Raw genomic sequence first — 16222 nt, forward strand, 5'->3', positions numbered from 1 at the left:
ACTCCGCCATGTGGGGTACGCCGTAGCATGACCGGGAACCGCCGATGGGGGAGAACCATGTCAGACAGCACGCCGCAGCAGCCGAACGGGACGGGTCCTTCGGGTCCCTCGGGCGCTCCGGACCCGTGGGCCCCGCCGGAGGACTCCGCGAACCGGGTGCCGTTGGACAAGCCGGGGGCGACGCCGCCCGCCTACCCGAATCCCGTGCACAGCCAGCCGACGGTGACGTCGATGCCGGCGGCGGGGACGGACGGGCTGCCGGGTGCGCCCGCGGCGCCGGGGGCGCCGGCGTACGGGTATCCGTCGGCGGCTCCGTCGGCCACGCCCGGTGAGTACGGGTACCCGCCCGCGTACCCGTCGGGGGCCACGCCCGGTGGGGGGCCGGGGTACCCCGGATACCCCGGGTACCCGGGGTACCCCGGGCCTGCGGGGTGGACGGGGGCGACGCAGCCGCAGAACGGGTTCGGTATCGCGGCGATGGTGCTCGGCATTCTGTCCATCTGCCTGTTCTGCATGTACCTCGGTGTGGTCCTGGGGCCGCTCGGGCTGATCTTCGGAATCCTCGGCCGCAAGAAGGCGGCGCGGGGGGAGGCGACGAACGCGGGGATGGCGCTGGCGGGAATCATCACGGGGTCGATCGGCCTGGCCATCCAGGCGGTGTGGATCGGCGTCATCGTGTGGGCCGCGATGCGCTAGGGCTGCGCGCACCCGGCGTCCAAGGTGCGGGCAGGGGCCGGTACCGGGGTGGGCCCGGATCGGGCGTACCGCCCCCTTGCCCGCCCGTCCCGCCCCCGGGGGGCGGCCCCGCCGCCCAAGGGGGCTCGGGGAAAGGGCGCCCCGCCCACGGGGGCGAGGCGGAAAGAGCTCCGCCCCGTGGGCTGCCTCAGCCCGCCAGCGCAGCCCTCGTGTCCATGAGGGCGAAGCCCAGGAGGTTCTGGCCGCGCCAGGTGGCGGGGTCGGCGGCGCGAGGGTCGTCGGCGGCGAGGCCGATGCCCCAGATGCGGTCGAGGGGGCTCGCCTCGACCAGGACCCGGGAGCCCGTGCCCAGGAGGTACGCCCCCAGGTCCGCGTGCTGGGTGAACTTGTGGATGTTGCCGGCGACGACGATGTCGTAGCGAGCCGCTGCCCACTCCGGTTCCAAGAAACCCCTGACCAAGCGGCCCGCCTTCTTCGCCGCAGCAGGAGAGGTCGCCGCGAGCGCCGCCCGCTCCGCCTCCGCGTCCCCGAAGAGCACCGCCTTGCGGGCCATCATCCAGTGCTCGGCCGTCGCGTAGACCACCCCGTCCACCGTGAACGGCGACGGCCACCACTGGCTGAAAATGCTTGGCCCCAGCGAACCGTCCGGTCGCGGACGGTGACCCCAGAAGTGCAGGAACTTCACCCGCTCGCCCCCGCTGACCTGCGCCGCAATCTCCTCGATCTTCCCCATGCATGCGAGTCTGGCATTCGCCACTGACACTCCGTACGGAATTTCCGCGCCGACTCGACACACGGTCGACCGAATTCGTCGCGTAACCAAAAGGCAACAACGGAATCACTTGTTGGTGGCGAAGTGCTCTGTCAGGATCGGCAATCAAATCAAGCTGGAGCTACGCCGACCCCCGTATGACGGGGTGAGCGGCGGAGGAGAGCGTCATGGGCAACCGCTTCCAGGTGCAGGACCGCTTCGAGGGCGGCGCACAGTACATCGGCGGGCAGTTGCGTCCCGGTACCTCGGGTCGTACTCACACGGTCGTGAACCCCGCCACGGGCGAGGGGATCTATTCGTACGAGTTGGCCGGAAGAGACGACGTGGACGCGGCTGTGGCAGCCGCCAAGGCGGCCTTCCCCGGCTGGTCCGGGGCCACCCCGGGCGAGCGCTCCGACGCCATGCACAAGTTCGCCGCCGTCCTCGCCGAGCAGGCCGAGGACTTCGCGTACGCCGAGTCGCTCCAGTGCGGCAAGCCGATCAAGCTGTCGCGGGAGTTCGACGTACCCGGCACGGTCGACAACGTCGCCTTCTTCGCGGGCGCGGCCCGTCACCTGGAGGGCAAGTCCGCCGGGGAGTACGACGGCGACCACACCTCGTACATCCGCCGTGAGGCGATCGGTGTCGTCGGCTCGATCGCGCCCTGGAACTACCCGCTCCAGATGGCCGCCTGGAAGATCCTCCCGGCCATCGCCGCGGGCAACACCATCGTGCTGAAGCCGGCCGAACTGACCCCCTTCACCTCGCTCATGTTCGCGCAGGCCGCGAAGGAGGCCGGGCTGCCGGACGGTGTCGTCAACATCGTCACCGGCGCCGGCAAGGACGCGGGCGAGCACCTGGTCGGCCACCCGGACGTCGCGATGACCTCCTTCACCGGCTCCACCCCGGTCGGCAAGCGCGTCGCCGAGATCGCCACCTCGACGGTCAAGCGGCTGCACCTGGAGCTGGGCGGCAAGGCCCCGTTCGTCGTCTTCGACGACGCCGACCTGGAGGCCGCCATCAACGGCGCGGTCGCCGGAGCCCTCATCAACACCGGCCAGGACTGCACCGCCGCCACGCGCGCGTACGTGCAGCGTCCGCTGTACGACGCCTTCGTCAGCGGGGTCGCCGAGCTGATGGAGTCCGTACGGCTGGGTGACCCCTTCGCGGAGACCACCGACCTCGGCCCGCTCATCAGCTTCGCCCAGCGCGACCGCGTCGCCGCCATCGTCGAGCGCGCACGCTCGTACGCCCGGGTCGTCACCGGCGGCGAGGCCCCGCAGGGCGACCTCAAGGACGGCGCGTACTACCGCCCGACCCTGATCGCCGACGCCGCCCAGGACAGCGAGATCGTCCAGGACGAGATCTTCGGCCCGGTGCTCGTGGTGCTGCCGTTCGACACCGACGACGAGGGCATCGAGCTGGCCAACGACACTCCGTACGGTCTGGCCGCCTCGGCCTGGACCCGCGACGTGTTCCGCGCGAACCGCGCCACCCGCGAGATCAAGGCGGGCTGTGTGTGGGTCAACGACCACATTCCGATCCTCAGCGAGATGCCGCACGGCGGGTACAAGGCCAGCGGCTTCGGCAAGGACATGTCGGTGTACTCCTTCGAGGAGTACACGCAGGTCAAGCACGTCATGTTCGACAACACCGCGGTGGCCCGCAAGGACTGGCACCGCACGATCTTCGGGGACCGATAAAGAGTCCGCCTCACCAGCGGCAACCCACCCGAAAGGGCAATTGCGCATGGAGCAGTTCCAGCACGGGTCACCCTCCACGGAGAATGCGGTGGAGAGAGCCATGCGGCGCAGCATCACGAGCGGCCGGGGTGCACTCACCCGGCGCTCGCTGATGCGCGCCGCCGGCGGCGGCGCCCTTGCCCTCGGCGGCATCGGCGTACTCAGTGCCTGCGGTATTCCGGCCGCGGGCGGCAAGGACAAGCAGGCGAAGGTCTCGGACGACTTCTCGGCCAAGGAGAAGCAGGTCGTCTTCTCCAACTGGACCGAGTACATGGACGTCGGCGAGGACGACAAGGGTTATCCGACCCTTGAGGCCTTCACGAAGCGCACCGGGATATCCGTCAAGTACACGGCGGACATCAACGACAACAACGAGTTCTTCGGCAAGATCCAGCAGCAGCTGCACAACGGCCAGGACATCGGCCGCGACCTCATCTGCGTCACCGACTGGATGGCCGCCCGGCTGATCCGGCTCGGCTGGGTGCAGAAGCTCGACCCCACGCACCTGCCCCACGCGTACGCCAACCTCGCCGCCCAGTTCCGCAGCCCCGCCTGGGACCCGGGCCGCGCCTACTCGTACCCCTGGACCGGCATCTCCACGGTCATCGCGTACAACGAGAAGGCGACCGGCGGGCGCAAGGTCGACTCGATCTCGCAGCTCCTCGACGACCCCCAGCTCAAGGGGAAGGTCGGCTTCCTCTCCGAGATGCGCGACAGCATCGGGATGACGCTGCTGGACCTGGGCAAGGACCCCGCGAAGTTCACCGACGACGACTACGACGCGGCGGTCGCCCGGCTCCAGAAGGGCGTCGACAGCAAGCAGATCCGCCGCTTCACCGGCAACGACTACACCTCCGACCTGGAGAAGGGCGACCTGGCGGCCTGCGTGGCCTGGGCCGGGGACGTCGTACAGCTCCAGGCGGACAATCCGTCGGTGAAGTTCGCGATACCCAAGGCCGGTTACATATCGTCCTCGGACAATCTGCTGGTCCCGGCGAAGGCCCGGCACAAGACCAACGCCGAGAAGCTGATCGACTACTACTACGAGCCCGGGCCCGCGGCCCAGCTCGCCGCGTACATCAACTACGTCTGCCCCGTCGAGGGCGTCCGCGAGGAACTCGCCAAGCTCGACAAGGCGCTGGCCGACTCCACGCTGATCCTCCCCGACAAGGAGATGGCGGCCAAGGCGCATCCCTTCCGCACGCTCAGCGAGGCGGAGGAGAAGACGTACGAGGAGAAGTTCGCCAAGCTCATCGGCGCGTAAGAGCCCTCCGAGATACCAGGCGCCACCAGGTGCCCGCACGTGTCACCACGTACGAGGCAACCCCCCACGCACCCCCCGAAGCACCCCGACTCCCCCCTGGGACCGCAACCCATGACTCAGAAGACCGAAGGCGGCGACGTCCGCCTCGCCGGGATCAGCAAGACCTACGGCTCGTTCACCGCCGTGCACCCGCTCGACCTGACCGTCCCGCAGGGCTCCTTCTTCGCCCTGCTCGGCGCGTCCGGCTGCGGCAAGACGACGACGCTGCGGATGATCGCCGGCCTGGAGGACCCCTCCACCGGCACCGTCTCCCTCGGCGACACCGACGTCACGCACCTGCCGCCGTACAAGCGCCCGGTGAACACCGTCTTCCAGAGCTACGCGCTCTTCCCGCACCTCGACATCAGCGAGAACGTCGCCTTCGGGCTGCGCCGCCGCGGCATCAAGTCCGTGAAGAAGCAGGTCGACGACATGCTCGACCTCGTCCAGCTCGGCCAGTTCGCCAAGCGCAAGCCGCACCAGCTCTCCGGCGGCCAGCAGCAGCGCGTCGCCGTCGCCCGCGCCCTCATCAACCACCCGCAGGTGCTGCTCCTCGACGAGCCGCTGGGTGCCCTGGACCTCAAGCTGCGCCGTCAGATGCAGCTGGAGCTCAAGCGCATCCAGACCGAGGTCGGGATCACCTTCGTGCACGTCACCCACGACCAGGAGGAGGCCATGACGATGGCCGACCAGGTCGCGGTCATGAACGGCGGCCGGGTCGAGCAGCTCGGTGCCCCCGCCGACCTGTACGAGAACCCGAAGACCACCTTCGTCGCCAACTTCCTGGGCACCTCGAACCTCATCGAGGCCGAGGTCGCCTCCACCACCTCCGACGTCGTCACCGTCACCTGCGGCGGCGCCAAGCTCAAGCTGCCGAACGCCCGATGTCAGGCCCAGACCGCAACCGGCGACAAGCTCCTGGTGGGCGTGCGCCCCGAGAAGGTGTCGATCGCGCACGCCGACGACGCGGACAGCATCCCCGACGGGCGCAACCGCATCACCGGCCGCATCACCGCCTCCAGCTTCATCGGCGTCTCCACCCAGTTCATCGTGGACAGCCCCGCCTGCGCCGACTTCGACGTGTACGTCCAGAACATCGAGCGCGACTCCCGCCTGGCCCCCGGCGCCGAGGTCGTCCTGCACTGGAACCCCGAGCACACCTTCGGCCTCGACGCCGACCAGGCCATCGACGCGGGCGTGCAGTCGGTGGAGGACGCCTCGTGACCGTCACCGAAGCTCCCCCCGCGACCGAGGAACCCCCGGTCCACAAGGTCTCCGCGCGCAAGCGGCTCGTCCCGTACTGGCTGCTGCTGCCCGGCATCCTGTGGCTGCTGGTCTTCTTCGCGCTGCCGCTGATCTACCAGGGCTCCACCTCCGTCCAGGAGGGCTCGCTGGAGGCCGGGTTCAAGGTCACCTGGCACTTCCAGACGTACTGGGACGCGCTCGCCGAATACTGGCCGCAGTTCATCCGCTCGCTGCTCTACGCGGGCACCGCGACGATCCTGTGTCTGCTGCTCGGCTACCCGCTCGCCTACCTCATCGCCTTCAAGGCGGGGCGCTGGCGCAATCTCGTCCTGGTGCTGGTCATCGCGCCGTTCTTCACCAGCTTCCTGATCCGTACGCTCGCCTGGAAGACGATCCTGGCGGACGGCGGCCCCGTCGTCGGCGTGCTGGACGCCCTGCACGTCCTGGACGTGACGAGCTGGCTGGGCTGGACCGAGGGAAGCCGCCTGCTGGCCACGCCCCTCGCGGTGGTCTGCGGCCTGACGTACAACTTCCTGCCCTTCATGATCCTGCCGCTCTACACCTCCCTGGAGCGCATCGACGGCAGGCTGCACGAGGCGGCCGGGGACCTGTACGCGACCCCGGCGACGACCTTCCGGAAGGTGACGTTCCCGCTGTCCATGCCGGGTGTCGTCTCCGGCACGCTGCTGACCTTCATCCCGGCGGCCGGCGACTACGTCAACGCCGAACTGCTCGGCTCGACCGACACCAAGATGGTCGGCTCGGTCATCCAGTCGCAGTTCCTGCGGGTGCTCGACTATCCGACGGCCGCCGCGCTGTCCTTCATCCTCATGGCGATCGTGTTGATCATGGTCACCGTCTACATGCGCAAGTCCGGGACGGAGGACCTCGTCTGATGGCTGTTGTGAAGTGGCTTCGCCGCAATCTCGTCGTCATCGCGGGGCTCCTGACCCTCGCGTACATGATCCTGCCGAACGTCGTCGTGATGGTGTTCTCGTTCAACAAGCCGAACGGGCGCTTCAACTACGCGTGGCAGCAGTTCTCCACGGACGCCTGGGCCGACCCCTGCGGCGTCGCCGACCTGTGCGGATCGCTGGCGCTCTCGCTCCAGCTCGCCGCCTGGGCGACGCTCGGGGCGACGATCCTCGGCACGATGATCGCCTTCGCGCTGGTCCGCTACCGGTTCCGGGCGCGCGGCGCGATCAACTCGCTGATCTTCCTGCCGATGGCCATGCCCGAGGTCGTCATGGCGGCCTCGCTGCTGACCCTCTTCCTCAACATGGGTGCGCCGCTCGGCTTCTGGACCGTGCTCATCGCGCACATCATGTTCTGCCTCAGCTTCGTCGTGACCGCCGTCAAGGCCCGTGTCATGTCGATGGACCCGAGGCTGGAGGAAGCCGCCCGCGACCTGTACGCGGGCCCCGTCCAGACCTTCGTACGGGTCACCCTGCCGATCGCCGCCCCCGGCATCGCGGCGGGTGCGCTGCTGGCCTTCTCGCTGTCGTTCGACGACTTCATCATCACGAACTTCAACGCGGGCTCGACAGTCACCTTCCCGATGTTCGTGTGGGGGTCGGCGCAGCGCGGCACGCCCGTACAAATTAACGTCATTGGTACAGCCATGTTCGTCATTGCTGTGCTGGTGGTCCTCGGCGGCCAGTTCATCGCGAGCCGCCGAAAGAACAGCGCATCACCCAAGTAGTTCCTGTTCAGGAGCTTGAAGGAGTTGGAAACCATGGCCCCGGTTGCCATGCGTAGTGCCGCACGATCCCTTTCCGGCGCGAAGCCGCTGTCGTTCTGGCTGGACGACCCGGACCGCCCCGCGCCCGAGCCGTCGCTGACCGGCGACGAGCGCTGCGACCTGCTGGTCATCGGCGGGGGGTACAGCGGGCTGTGGACCGCGCTGATCGCCAAGGAGCGTGACCCGCAGCGCGACGTCGTCCTCATCGAGGCGAACGAGGTGGGCTGGGCCGCCTCCGGGCGCAACGGCGGATTCTGCGCCGCGTCCCTCACCCACGGGCTCGGCAACGGCATCGCCCGCTGGCCCGAGGAGATCAACAAGCTCGAAGAGCTCGGCGAGAAGAACCTCGACGCCATCGAGGAGGCCGTCAAGAAGTACGGCATCGACTGCGCCTTCGAGCGCACCGGCGAGATCGACGTCGCCACCGAGCCGCACCAGCTCGAAGAGCTCAAGGAGATGTACGAGGAGGCCGACAGGCTCGGTCTCACCGAGCACATGGAGCTCCTCGACGCGGACGCGATCCGCGCCGAGGTGGACTCGCCGACCTTCCTCGGCGGCCTCTGGGACAAGCGCGGCGTGGCCATGCTCAACCCGGCGAAGCTGGCCTGGGGCCTCAAGCAGGCCTGCCTGGACCTCGGTGTCCGGATCTACGAGAACACCAAGGGCACCCAGCTCGCCTCGGACGCCAACGGCACCGCCGTGCGCACCCCGTACGGCCGGATCTTCGCCCGCCGGGTGGCGCTGGGCACCAACGTGTTCCCGTCGCTGGTGAAGCGGCTTCGGCACTTCACGGTCCCGGTCTACGACTACGCCCTGATGACCGAGCCCCTCACCGAGGAGCAGCTCGCCTCCATCGGCTGGAAGAACCGGGCGGGGCTGGGCGACAGCGCCAACCAGTTCCACTACTTCCGCATCTCCGAGGACAACCGCATCCTGTGGGGCGGCTACGACGCCGTCTACCACTTCGGCGGCAAGCTCAGCGGCGAGCTGGACTCCCGCCCGGAGACCTTCCTCAAGCTCGCCGAGCACTTCTTCACCTGCTTCCCGCAGCTGGAGGGGCTGCGCTTCACGCACGCGTGGGGCGGCGCGATCGACACCTGCACCCGCTTTTCGGCGTTCTTCGGCACGGCGCACGCGGGCAAGGTGGCGTACGCGGCCGGGTACACCGGCCTCGGCGTCGGCGCGACCCGGTTCGGCGCGGAGGTCATGCTCGACCTCCTCGACGGCAAGAAGACCGAGCGCACCGAGCTGGAGATGGTCCGCAGCAAGCCGCTGCCGTTCCCGCCGGAGCCGATCGCCTGGGCCGGCATCGAGATCACCAAGCGTTCGATGGCCCGCTCCGACGACAACGGAGGCAAGCGCAACCTGTGGCTGAAGGCCATGGACAAGGTGGGTCTGGGCTTCGACAGCTGATCCGTACGAGCAGTCCGTGCGCCCCCGGTCTCCCCGGGGGCGCACAACTGTTACCTGCGGTGACCCACCTCACTACCAACAAGTAGCGAAACCCGCGTAATAGCCGGGCCCGACCCCCTTCTCACCTGTGTACGCACCGATCCGTGCACAGTGAAATGGAAGAAGGAGGCCCGCCCGCGATGGTTGGCTCGGAAGCGAAGACCGCAGTGGAATGGCTGGTCTCGGTGGCCCCGGACCCCGACGCCTGCCGATGGGAATGGGAGCGCAACCCCCACGGGGTCGCCCTGCTGCCCGCCGGGAGGCGTTGGGACGTACTGATCCTGCCGGGCGATCTCGGCTATCCCACCCTCGACGTCCTGACCCGGCTGGTGGACCGCCCGGGTCCCGTGCTCGCCGACTTCGGGGACTCCCGCATGGGGTTCTTCGTCCCCGCGGGCACGGCCGCCCGCTGGCTGGGCACGGGGGTACGGGGCGCGGGCTGCGGTACCTGGATCGTCGTCCCGTACCCCGGCCGGGCCACCGCGAGCGGCGTCCGCTGGCTGGTCGCCCCGGACGGCCGGGGCACCCTGACGGACCCGGCGCTGCTGGAACTGGCGATGCACGAGGCGGCCAGCCGGATGGTGAGGGCGCAGCGCACACCCCACCACGACGACATCAGCGGGGACGGCGACCTCGACGACTGAGCCACCACAGCGGCCCCAGCAGCACCACGGACAGACACACGCTGCCCACCACGTCCAGCGGCCAGTGATACCCCCGCAGCACCAGCCCGATGCCGGTGATCCCCGTCAGCACTCCCGCGACGGGCACCGGCCATCGGCGGTGCCCGCACGCCCGCAGCAGCAGCGCGGCCCCGCCGTACGCGACGGCCGCCGTCGCCGTGTGCCCGGACGGGAAATACCCCGACAGCGCCGCGTCCAGGGGCGCGGGCCGGTCGATCCACGTCTTCAGCGGTACGACGACGAGCGGCACCGCCACCATCGCCCCCGCCGCCGCCAGCGGCGCCGCACGCAGCCGCCGCCACAGCGCGTACGCCACGGCCGCCGCCAGCACGGGCAGCGCGACCTGCGTGTTGCCGAGGTCGGCCAGGAACTCGGTGAGCCACGACGGCCCCGCCCCGACCACCGCCCGGTCCAGCCGTACGTCCGCCCGCCACCAGGGCCCACGGACCACGACCTGCCAGGTGACCAGCACGAACAGCAGCACGGCGGCGAGGAGCGTGAGGAGCGGGAGGAGAAATGCCGACTGCCCCGGAGCAGGGGGGGAAGCTCCGGGGCAGTCGGTCTGACCGGAGGGACGGACGCCCCGGGGGGTGTGGGGCGTACCGCCGTCCGATCGGTGAGGAGATCCGGAGCCAGAAGCTCCGGGGGTGGTGTGCGCGTAGGCACGACCAGGGAGGTGCTGGGGAAGCCCTGCCCCGGACTCGCCCGCAGTCCCCTGCGAGCGGGGTGTTTCTCTCATCTGCCAGGAACCGTACGGCAGGAGACGGGGGACCGACAGCGGCCCCCCGATCCCGCCATTGGCCCCCCACACGTTCTTCACAGGGGAAGTTTGACCCAGGTTCGGATCAGATTCCCGCGAAGGCGCTCTCGATGATGTCCAGGCCCTCGTTCAGCAGGTCCTCACCGATCACCAGCGGCGGCAGGAAGCGCAGCACGTTGCCGTAGGTGCCGCAGGTCAGGACCAGCAGGCCCTCCTGGTGGCAGGCCTTGGCGAGGGCGGCGGCAGCGGCGGCGTTCGGGGTCTTCGCGCCGTCCTTGGTGCCGGACTCGACCAGCTCGATGGCGATCATGGCGCCGCGGCCGCGGATGTCGCCGATGACGTCGTGCTTCTCGGCCATGGCGGCGAGACGGCCCTTCATGACCTCCTCGATGCGCTTGGCCTTCCCGTTGAGGTCCAGCTCCTTCATCGTCTCGATCGCACCGAGCGCGGCGGCGCAGGCCACCGGGTTGCCGCCGTAGGTGCCGCCGAGGCCGCCCGAGTGCGGGGCGTCCATGATCTCGGCGCGGCCCGTCACGGCGGCGAGCGGCAGACCGCCCGCGATGCCCTTGGCGGTCGTGATGAGGTCGGGGACGACGCCCTCGTCCTCGCAGGCGAACCACTGGCCGGTGCGGCAGAAGCCGGACTGGATCTCGTCCGCGACGAAGACGATGCCGTTGTCGGTGGCGAACTTCGAGATCGCCGGGAGGAAGCCCTTGGCCGGCTCGATGAAGCCGCCCTCGCCGAGGACCGGCTCGATGATGATCGCGGCGACGTTCTCGGCGCCGATCTGCTTGTTGATCATGTCGATGGCCTGGGCGGACGCCTCGGCACCGGCGTTGTCGGCGCCCGTCGGCCAGCGGTAGCCGTAGGCGACCGGCACGCGGTAGATCTCCGGGGCGAACGGACCGAAGCCGTGCTTGTACGGCATGTTCTTCGCCGTCATGCCCATGGTGAGGTTGGTGCGGCCGTGGTAGCCGTGGTCGAAGACGACGACGGCCGTGCGCTTGGTGTACGCGCGGGCGATCTTCACCGCGTTCTCGACGGCCTCGGCGCCCGAGTTGAACAGCGCGGACTTCTTCGCGTGGTCGCCCGGCGTCAGCTCGGCGAGCTGCTCACAGACCTCGACGTAGCCCTCGTACGGCGTGACCATGAAACAGGTGTGCGTGAAGTCCTGGAGCTGCGCGGACGCGCGGCGCACCACGGCCTCGGCGGACGCGCCGACCGAGGTCACGGCGATGCCGGAGCCGAAGTCGATCAGACGGTTGCCGTCGACGTCCTCGACGATGCCGCCACCGGCGCGCGTCGTGAACACGGGAAGCACGGAACCCACCCCACCGGCGACCGTGGCGCTGCGGCGGGCCTGAAGCTCCTGCGACTTCGGGCCGGGGATGGCGGTGACGATGCGGCGCTCCTGCGGAACTGCGCTCATGAGGGGCTCCTCGGGAAGGGGGGTGGGGTGAAACGGGCGGATCAGTACTTCGCAGGCTAGGGGCGGGCGCCTTCGGTGGGCATGTTCCGTCCCGGAGAAGTACGGGGGGCGTGTTGTCCGGTACGGACATAGCGGGCTCGGGGGTTCGACGGCCCGGAAGCGGGGGACCGGGCCACTAGATTGTGACGCGGCAGGAGCTGGTTCGTGGGGACGAGGGGCAGCACATGAACACCGGTGACAGGCACGACGAGACACGCGCCGCCACCCGTGCGGGCCGTGCGGGTGCGTCGGTGCCCCGCCCCGCCGGGCCGCCGCCCCCGGACCTGCCGCCCGTGCCGCCCGCCGCCCCGCCGCTGTCGCGCACCGAGGACTGGCTGGGCGCACCGCGCCCGAAGGCCGAGCCCGGGATCTGGCGGTACGGGCACGTGCCCCGGCCCGACCGGCCGGAAGAGGAGGCGGTCGGCGACCGGGCGCTGCTGGTCGGCGCGCTGATCTCGCTGCTCTCGGGGCTGCTGCTGTGGTCGCTGTGGCGCAACGCCTACATCCCGTACCAGCTGGTGCCCCTGAAGCTGTTCACCCCCGAGGAGTGGTGGAACTTCGGGATGTTCGGCGGAGCGAGGACCGCCGAGGCCGCCGAGGCGGTGGTCGTCTACAACGGGCTGGTCTGCGCCGCGATCGTGTACTGGTTCGGCAGGCTCGGCAACTGGCCGGAGGTCTTCCGCCGCTTCGTCAGCAGCCGCCCGCAGCCCGGCCGGGCCCTCACCGCCCTCGGGCTCGCCGCGATCGTGCAGGTGCTCACCTGGTCGCGGACCCTGCTCGTCGTCGACCCCGTCTTCCTGCTGCTGCCCGACGCGTGGTTCCAGCCGGACGCGTCGGGCTCCGTCGCACGGGCCATGACCGTCTCGTACGTCCTCTACGCGGTGATCACCCTCGCCCTCCTCTGGCCCTTCGCCCGCATGGGCGGCTGGCCCGACCTCCTGCGCCGTACGAAGACCCCCGCCCCGGCGCAGCCCGCCCACCCCGCCGCCACCCCCGCCCGCTGGCCCGAGCTGCGGGCCGCCGGGCTCGGCGAGGCCGCCGACCGGCTCACCGCGGAGGTGCGGCAGGGGCGGATGAGCGACCTCGACGTCGTACGGGTGCGCACCGCGTGGACCGCCACCGACGGCGCCCCCGAGCTGCGGGCCGCCTTCGCGGAGACGGTCCTGCGCGACGGCGCCGCCGCCTTCACCCACCCCTCCGGCGACCGCGACCTCCCGCACCGCAGCGCACGCCACGACCTGCTCGCCGGGCAGGTGCGGATCGGCCGGTACGTCGACGGCGAGCCCAACCCGTACCGCAGCCGGGGTGTCGGCGTCGCCCTGGAGCCCGCCGTGCTGGGCACCTCGCTGCTGGCCGTCGGGCCGCCCGGCGCGGGCAAGACCCGCAGGCTCACCGTGCCCGTCGTCGAGTCCCTCGCCCTCCAGGCGCTCGCCGGGAAGTGCGCCGTGCTGGCCGTGTGCGCCGCCGGGACGCCGCTCGCCGAGGACGAGGCGTACGACGTCGTGGTCCGCATCGGCGACCGTTCCTCCGTCCACGACCTCGACCTGTACGGCGGCACGACCGACGCCGAATCCGCCTCCGCCGTCCTCGCCGAGGCCCTGGTCGGGGACCTCGACGCCGTCGACACCGGGCGGGCGGCGACCGCGCTGGCCCAGCTCATCGGGCCGTACCACGCGGTGCACGGCCGTTTCCCCGCCGTGCCCGAGCTGTACGAGCTGCTGCGGGCCGAGCCCGCCGCGCTCCAGCGGCTCGCGTCCGACCTCGACGGGGCCGGTGAGAGCGCGATGCTGCGCGACCTCTCCTCGCGGGTGCGGCAGATGGGCACCGCAGCCGACCCGTGCCCGGCGCTCGCCGACCGGCTGGCGCTGCTGGACCGGCCCGCGTTCTCCGACTTCTTCGCCACCGATCCCGCCGCCCGGCCCTTTTCGCTGCGGGCGCTCCAGCACCACCCGATGCGGGTGCGGGTGGAGTTGCCGGAGCAGGGGTACGCGGAGGCCTCGCGGCTGCTGGCGCGGCTGATCCTGGCGCAGTTCCTGACGGCGGTCACCGCACGCACCGACCGCTCGCTCTTCGCCTGCCTGGTGCTGGACGACGCGACGGCCACCCTCACCCCCGACACTGTGCGCGGGATCGGGCGGCTGCGGTCGGCGAACGCGGGGGTCGTGCTCAATCTCCGTACCGTCGACGACGTACCCGAGGGCCTGCACATCCCGCTGCTCGGGGCGGTCGGCTGCCACATGGCGTTCTCCGGGGTCACCACCTGGGACGGGCGGCGGTTCACCGAGGCCTGGGGGACGGAGTGGGTGGAGACCACCGAGGTCGCACAGCACACCGTCTTCGCCAACCAGCCCTTCACCCGGGCCGTGCACGCGCTGCGCAAGCTGGTCACCGGGAAGGCCGTGGTCACCAAGGCGGTCACCGTGAAGAAGGTGGAGCGCGAGCGCTGGTCCGCATCGGAGCTGGCGCGCGGGGTACCCGCAGGGCACGCGGTGCTGTCGCTCACGACGGTGCGCGGGGAGCATGCCCCGCCGCTGCTGGTGGACCTGCGGGACTGATCCGCCGGTCTTCGGGGGGCTGCTTCCTGGGCCCGCTTCCGGGGCGACGCGCGCCTTACGTACGCCCTGGCAGAATTGGCAGTGCCGTTCATACGGGACGGCACATTCCCCCGAGAAGGTTCCGCCCTCCGATGCCGCCCACCCTCGCCTCCCTCGTCCACCACTCCGCGCTCAAACTCGTCGTGCGCGCCGGGGAGGACCGGCTGGAGACCCCGGTGCGCTGGGCGCACGTCAGTGAACTCGCCGATCCCGTCCCCTACATGGAGGGCGGGGAACTGCTGCTGATCACCGCCATGAAGCTCGACGCCGAGGACCCCGAGGCCATGCGGCGGTACGTGCGCAGGCTCGTCGGCGCGGGGGTCGTCGGGATCGGCTTCGCCGTCGGGGTCTCGTACGACGACATTCCGCAGGCCCTCCTCGTCGCGGCCAAGGAGGAGGGGCTTCCGCTCCTGGAAGTGCCGCGGCGCACCCCTTTCCTCGCCATTTCCAAGGCGGTCTCGGCGGCCATCGCCGCCGACCAGTACCGGGCGGTCACGGCGGGCTTCGAGGCCCAGCGGGAGCTCACCAGGGCCGCCCTGACCGGGCCCGGCGAACTGGTGGCGCGGCTCGCCGCGCACGTCTCCGGGTGGGCCGCCGTGTACGACGCGTCGGGGGCCCTGGTGGCCGCCGCCCCGGAGTGGGCGAGCAAGCGGGCCGCCCGGCTGGTGCCGGACGTCGAACGCCTGCGGGACCGGCCCGCACCGGCCAGCGCGGTCGTGGCGGGTGTGGCGGGAGCGGGCGACGGCGGGCCGAGCGAGGACCGCGTCGAACTCCAGTCGCTGGGCGCCGGACGGCGGGCCCGGGGGACGCTCGCCGTCGGCACGGCGGCACCGCTCGGGACGGCGGAACGCTACGCCGTGCACTCGGCCGTCGCGCTGCTCACCCTCACCTCCGAGCGCACCCGGGCGCTCCAGGCCGCCGAGACACGGCTGGGGGCGGCGGTGCTGCGGATGCTGCTCGCGGGCGAGCCCGACCATGCGCGGGCGGTCGCCGGGGATCTGTACGGGGGGCTGCTCGACGCCCCGTTCCGGCTGCTGATCGCGGAGGCGGCGGCGGAGGGCGGGGATGCGGGGGAGGCGCTCCAGGTGCTGGTGGACGCGCTGGAATCGGCGGCCGCGCGGGCGGGCGAGGTCATCCTCGTCGTGCCCGACGGGGGCCGGGTGGTCATCCTCGCGGCCGACGGCGGCGAATCGGTGGCGGCGTGCGCGGCGCACATGGCGGTGCGGCGGGGGGAGGCGGCGCGGCCGCTGGAACCGGCGGAGGAGGGGGACGTGGTCGTCGGCCTCTCCGCCCCGGCGGGGCCGATCGCGGCGGCCACCGCCTTCAAGCAGGCCGAGCAGGCGCTGTCGGTGGCGCGGCGGCGGGGGCGGGCGCTCGTCGAGCACGAGGAGCTGGCGACGGGGTCGGTGCTTCCGCTTCTCGCGGACGATGCGGTGCGGGCGTTCGCGGACGGGATGCTGCGGGCGCTGCGCGAGCACGATGCGACGGGGCGGGGGGACTTGGTCGCCTCGCTGCGGGCGTGGCTGTCGCGGCACGGGCAGTGGGATGCGGCGGCGGCGCAGCTGGGGGTGCACCGGCACACGTTGCGGTACCGGATGCGGAGGGTGGAGGAGATCCTGGGCCGCTCGCTGGACGATCCGGATGTCCGGATGGAGCTGTGGCTTGCCCTGAAGGCGACGTCGACGTCGTAGGTCGGGGGTTCGCCGGGGGCGGGTCTACCGTGACCCGGTACCGGGGTGTTTTCGCCCCAGACCCGCCCCTTTCCCTAAAGCGCTTGCCGCGCGGCT

Annotated in this window: 14 protein-coding genes; 10 read left to right on the forward strand and 4 right to left on the reverse strand. The window is 71.0% G+C overall.

The window, feature by feature from the left end:
- Positions 1 to 191: 191 nt before the first annotated feature.
- Complete coding sequence (locus IE269_RS43320; protein ID WP_318299661.1) at positions 192 to 323, reverse strand: hypothetical protein; 132 nt, start codon at positions 321 to 323, stop codon at positions 192 to 194.
- 154 nt (positions 324 to 477) lie between these two features.
- On the opposite strand from IE269_RS43320, the gene IE269_RS43325 reads away from it, so the two are divergent.
- On the forward strand, positions 478 to 696 hold the full coding sequence (locus IE269_RS43325; protein ID WP_318299662.1) for a DUF4190 domain-containing protein: 219 nt from the start codon (positions 478 to 480) through the stop codon (positions 694 to 696).
- Positions 697 to 883: 187 nt separating this feature from the next.
- Here IE269_RS43325 and IE269_RS27665 read toward each other — a convergent pair whose 3' ends face one another.
- Entirely contained in the window at positions 884 to 1429 is a 546-nt protein-coding gene (locus tag IE269_RS27665) for an NADAR family protein (protein WP_189825879.1), read from the reverse strand.
- A gap of 206 nt (positions 1430 to 1635) precedes the next feature.
- On the opposite strand from IE269_RS27665, the gene IE269_RS27670 reads away from it, so the two are divergent.
- The 7 genes from IE269_RS27670 to IE269_RS27700 all read left to right on the forward strand — a co-directional run bounded on the left by IE269_RS27670 (position 1636) and on the right by IE269_RS27700 (position 9574).
- Positions 1636 to 3150: a gamma-aminobutyraldehyde dehydrogenase gene (locus IE269_RS27670; RefSeq protein WP_189825880.1), complete on the forward strand. Its 1515-nt coding sequence runs from the start codon at positions 1636 to 1638 to the stop codon at positions 3148 to 3150.
- Positions 3151 to 3250: 100 nt separating this feature from the next.
- A complete protein-coding gene (locus IE269_RS27675; RefSeq protein WP_438817632.1) occupies positions 3251 to 4453 on the forward strand; it encodes an ABC transporter substrate-binding protein in 1203 nt (400 codons plus the stop codon).
- A gap of 111 nt (positions 4454 to 4564) precedes the next feature.
- A complete protein-coding gene (locus IE269_RS27680; protein WP_189825882.1) occupies positions 4565 to 5716 on the forward strand; it encodes an ABC transporter ATP-binding protein in 1152 nt (383 codons plus the stop codon).
- The gene (locus tag IE269_RS27685) at positions 5713 to 6633 is read left to right on the forward strand and encodes an ABC transporter permease (protein WP_189825883.1); all 921 of its coding nucleotides are present in this window, start codon (positions 5713 to 5715) and stop codon (positions 6631 to 6633) included. Before IE269_RS27680 ends, IE269_RS27685 begins: the two co-directional genes overlap by 4 nt.
- Positions 6633 to 7439: an ABC transporter permease gene (locus IE269_RS27690; protein ID WP_189825884.1), complete on the forward strand. Its 807-nt coding sequence runs from the start codon at positions 6633 to 6635 to the stop codon at positions 7437 to 7439. Before IE269_RS27685 ends, IE269_RS27690 begins: the two co-directional genes overlap by 1 nt.
- Positions 7440 to 7472: 33 nt before the next feature.
- Complete coding sequence (locus IE269_RS27695; RefSeq protein ID WP_189825885.1) at positions 7473 to 8891, forward strand: NAD(P)/FAD-dependent oxidoreductase; 1419 nt, start codon at positions 7473 to 7475, stop codon at positions 8889 to 8891.
- A gap of 179 nt (positions 8892 to 9070) precedes the next feature.
- Complete coding sequence (locus IE269_RS27700) at positions 9071 to 9574, forward strand: hypothetical protein (RefSeq protein WP_189825886.1); 504 nt, start codon at positions 9071 to 9073, stop codon at positions 9572 to 9574.
- Here IE269_RS27700 and IE269_RS27705 read toward each other — a convergent pair.
- The gene (locus tag IE269_RS27705) at positions 9546 to 10097 is read right to left on the reverse strand and encodes a phosphatase PAP2 family protein (protein ID WP_308436984.1); all 552 of its coding nucleotides are present in this window, start codon (positions 10095 to 10097) and stop codon (positions 9546 to 9548) included. The genes IE269_RS27700 and IE269_RS27705 overlap by 29 nt on opposite strands.
- 361 nt (positions 10098 to 10458) lie before the next feature.
- Positions 10459 to 11802 carry a 4-aminobutyrate--2-oxoglutarate transaminase gene (gene gabT, locus IE269_RS27710; RefSeq protein WP_189825888.1) on the reverse strand — a complete coding sequence of 448 codons (1344 nt, stop codon included), beginning with the start codon at positions 11800 to 11802 and terminating at the stop codon, positions 10459 to 10461.
- Positions 11803 to 12026: 224 nt separating this feature from the next.
- On the opposite strand from gabT, the gene IE269_RS27715 reads away from it, so the two are divergent.
- A complete protein-coding gene (locus IE269_RS27715; protein ID WP_229898262.1) occupies positions 12027 to 14396 on the forward strand; it encodes an ATP/GTP-binding protein in 2370 nt (789 codons plus the stop codon).
- A 131-nt stretch (positions 14397 to 14527) separates the two neighbouring features.
- The gene (locus tag IE269_RS27720; RefSeq protein ID WP_189825889.1) at positions 14528 to 16126 is read left to right on the forward strand and encodes a PucR family transcriptional regulator; all 1599 of its coding nucleotides are present in this window, start codon (positions 14528 to 14530) and stop codon (positions 16124 to 16126) included.
- The last annotated feature ends 96 nt before the right edge of the window (positions 16127 to 16222 follow it).

It is taken from the genome of Streptomyces spiroverticillatus (assembly GCA_014650415.1).
GTDB classification, from domain to species: domain Bacteria; phylum Actinomycetota; class Actinomycetes; order Streptomycetales; family Streptomycetaceae; genus Streptomyces; species Streptomyces spiroverticillatus.

Bases quoted from the DNA above. Each gene is read 5' to 3' on its own strand.
- IE269_RS43325 (WP_318299662.1), top strand. From the start codon at position 478: ATGGTGCTCGGCATTCTGTCCATCTGCCTGTTCTGCATGTACCTCGGT.
- IE269_RS27665 (WP_189825879.1), bottom strand. From the start codon at position 1,429: ATGGGGAAGATCGAGGAGATTGCGGCGCAGGTCAGCGGGGGCGAGCGG.
- IE269_RS27670 (WP_189825880.1), top strand. From the start codon at position 1,636: ATGGGCAACCGCTTCCAGGTGCAGGACCGCTTCGAGGGCGGCGCACAG.
- IE269_RS27675 (WP_438817632.1), top strand. From the start codon at position 3,251: ATGCGGCGCAGCATCACGAGCGGCCGGGGTGCACTCACCCGGCGCTCG.
- IE269_RS27680 (WP_189825882.1), top strand. From the start codon at position 4,565: ATGACTCAGAAGACCGAAGGCGGCGACGTCCGCCTCGCCGGGATCAGC.
- IE269_RS27690 (WP_189825884.1), top strand. From the start codon at position 6,633: ATGGCTGTTGTGAAGTGGCTTCGCCGCAATCTCGTCGTCATCGCGGGG.
- IE269_RS27695 (WP_189825885.1), top strand. From the start codon at position 7,473: ATGGCCCCGGTTGCCATGCGTAGTGCCGCACGATCCCTTTCCGGCGCG.
- IE269_RS27700 (WP_189825886.1), top strand. From the start codon at position 9,071: ATGGTTGGCTCGGAAGCGAAGACCGCAGTGGAATGGCTGGTCTCGGTG.
- gabT (WP_189825888.1), bottom strand. From the start codon at position 11,802: ATGAGCGCAGTTCCGCAGGAGCGCCGCATCGTCACCGCCATCCCCGGC.
- IE269_RS27715 (WP_229898262.1), top strand. From the start codon at position 12,027: ATGAACACCGGTGACAGGCACGACGAGACACGCGCCGCCACCCGTGCG.
- IE269_RS27720 (WP_189825889.1), top strand. From the start codon at position 14,528: ATGCCGCCCACCCTCGCCTCCCTCGTCCACCACTCCGCGCTCAAACTC.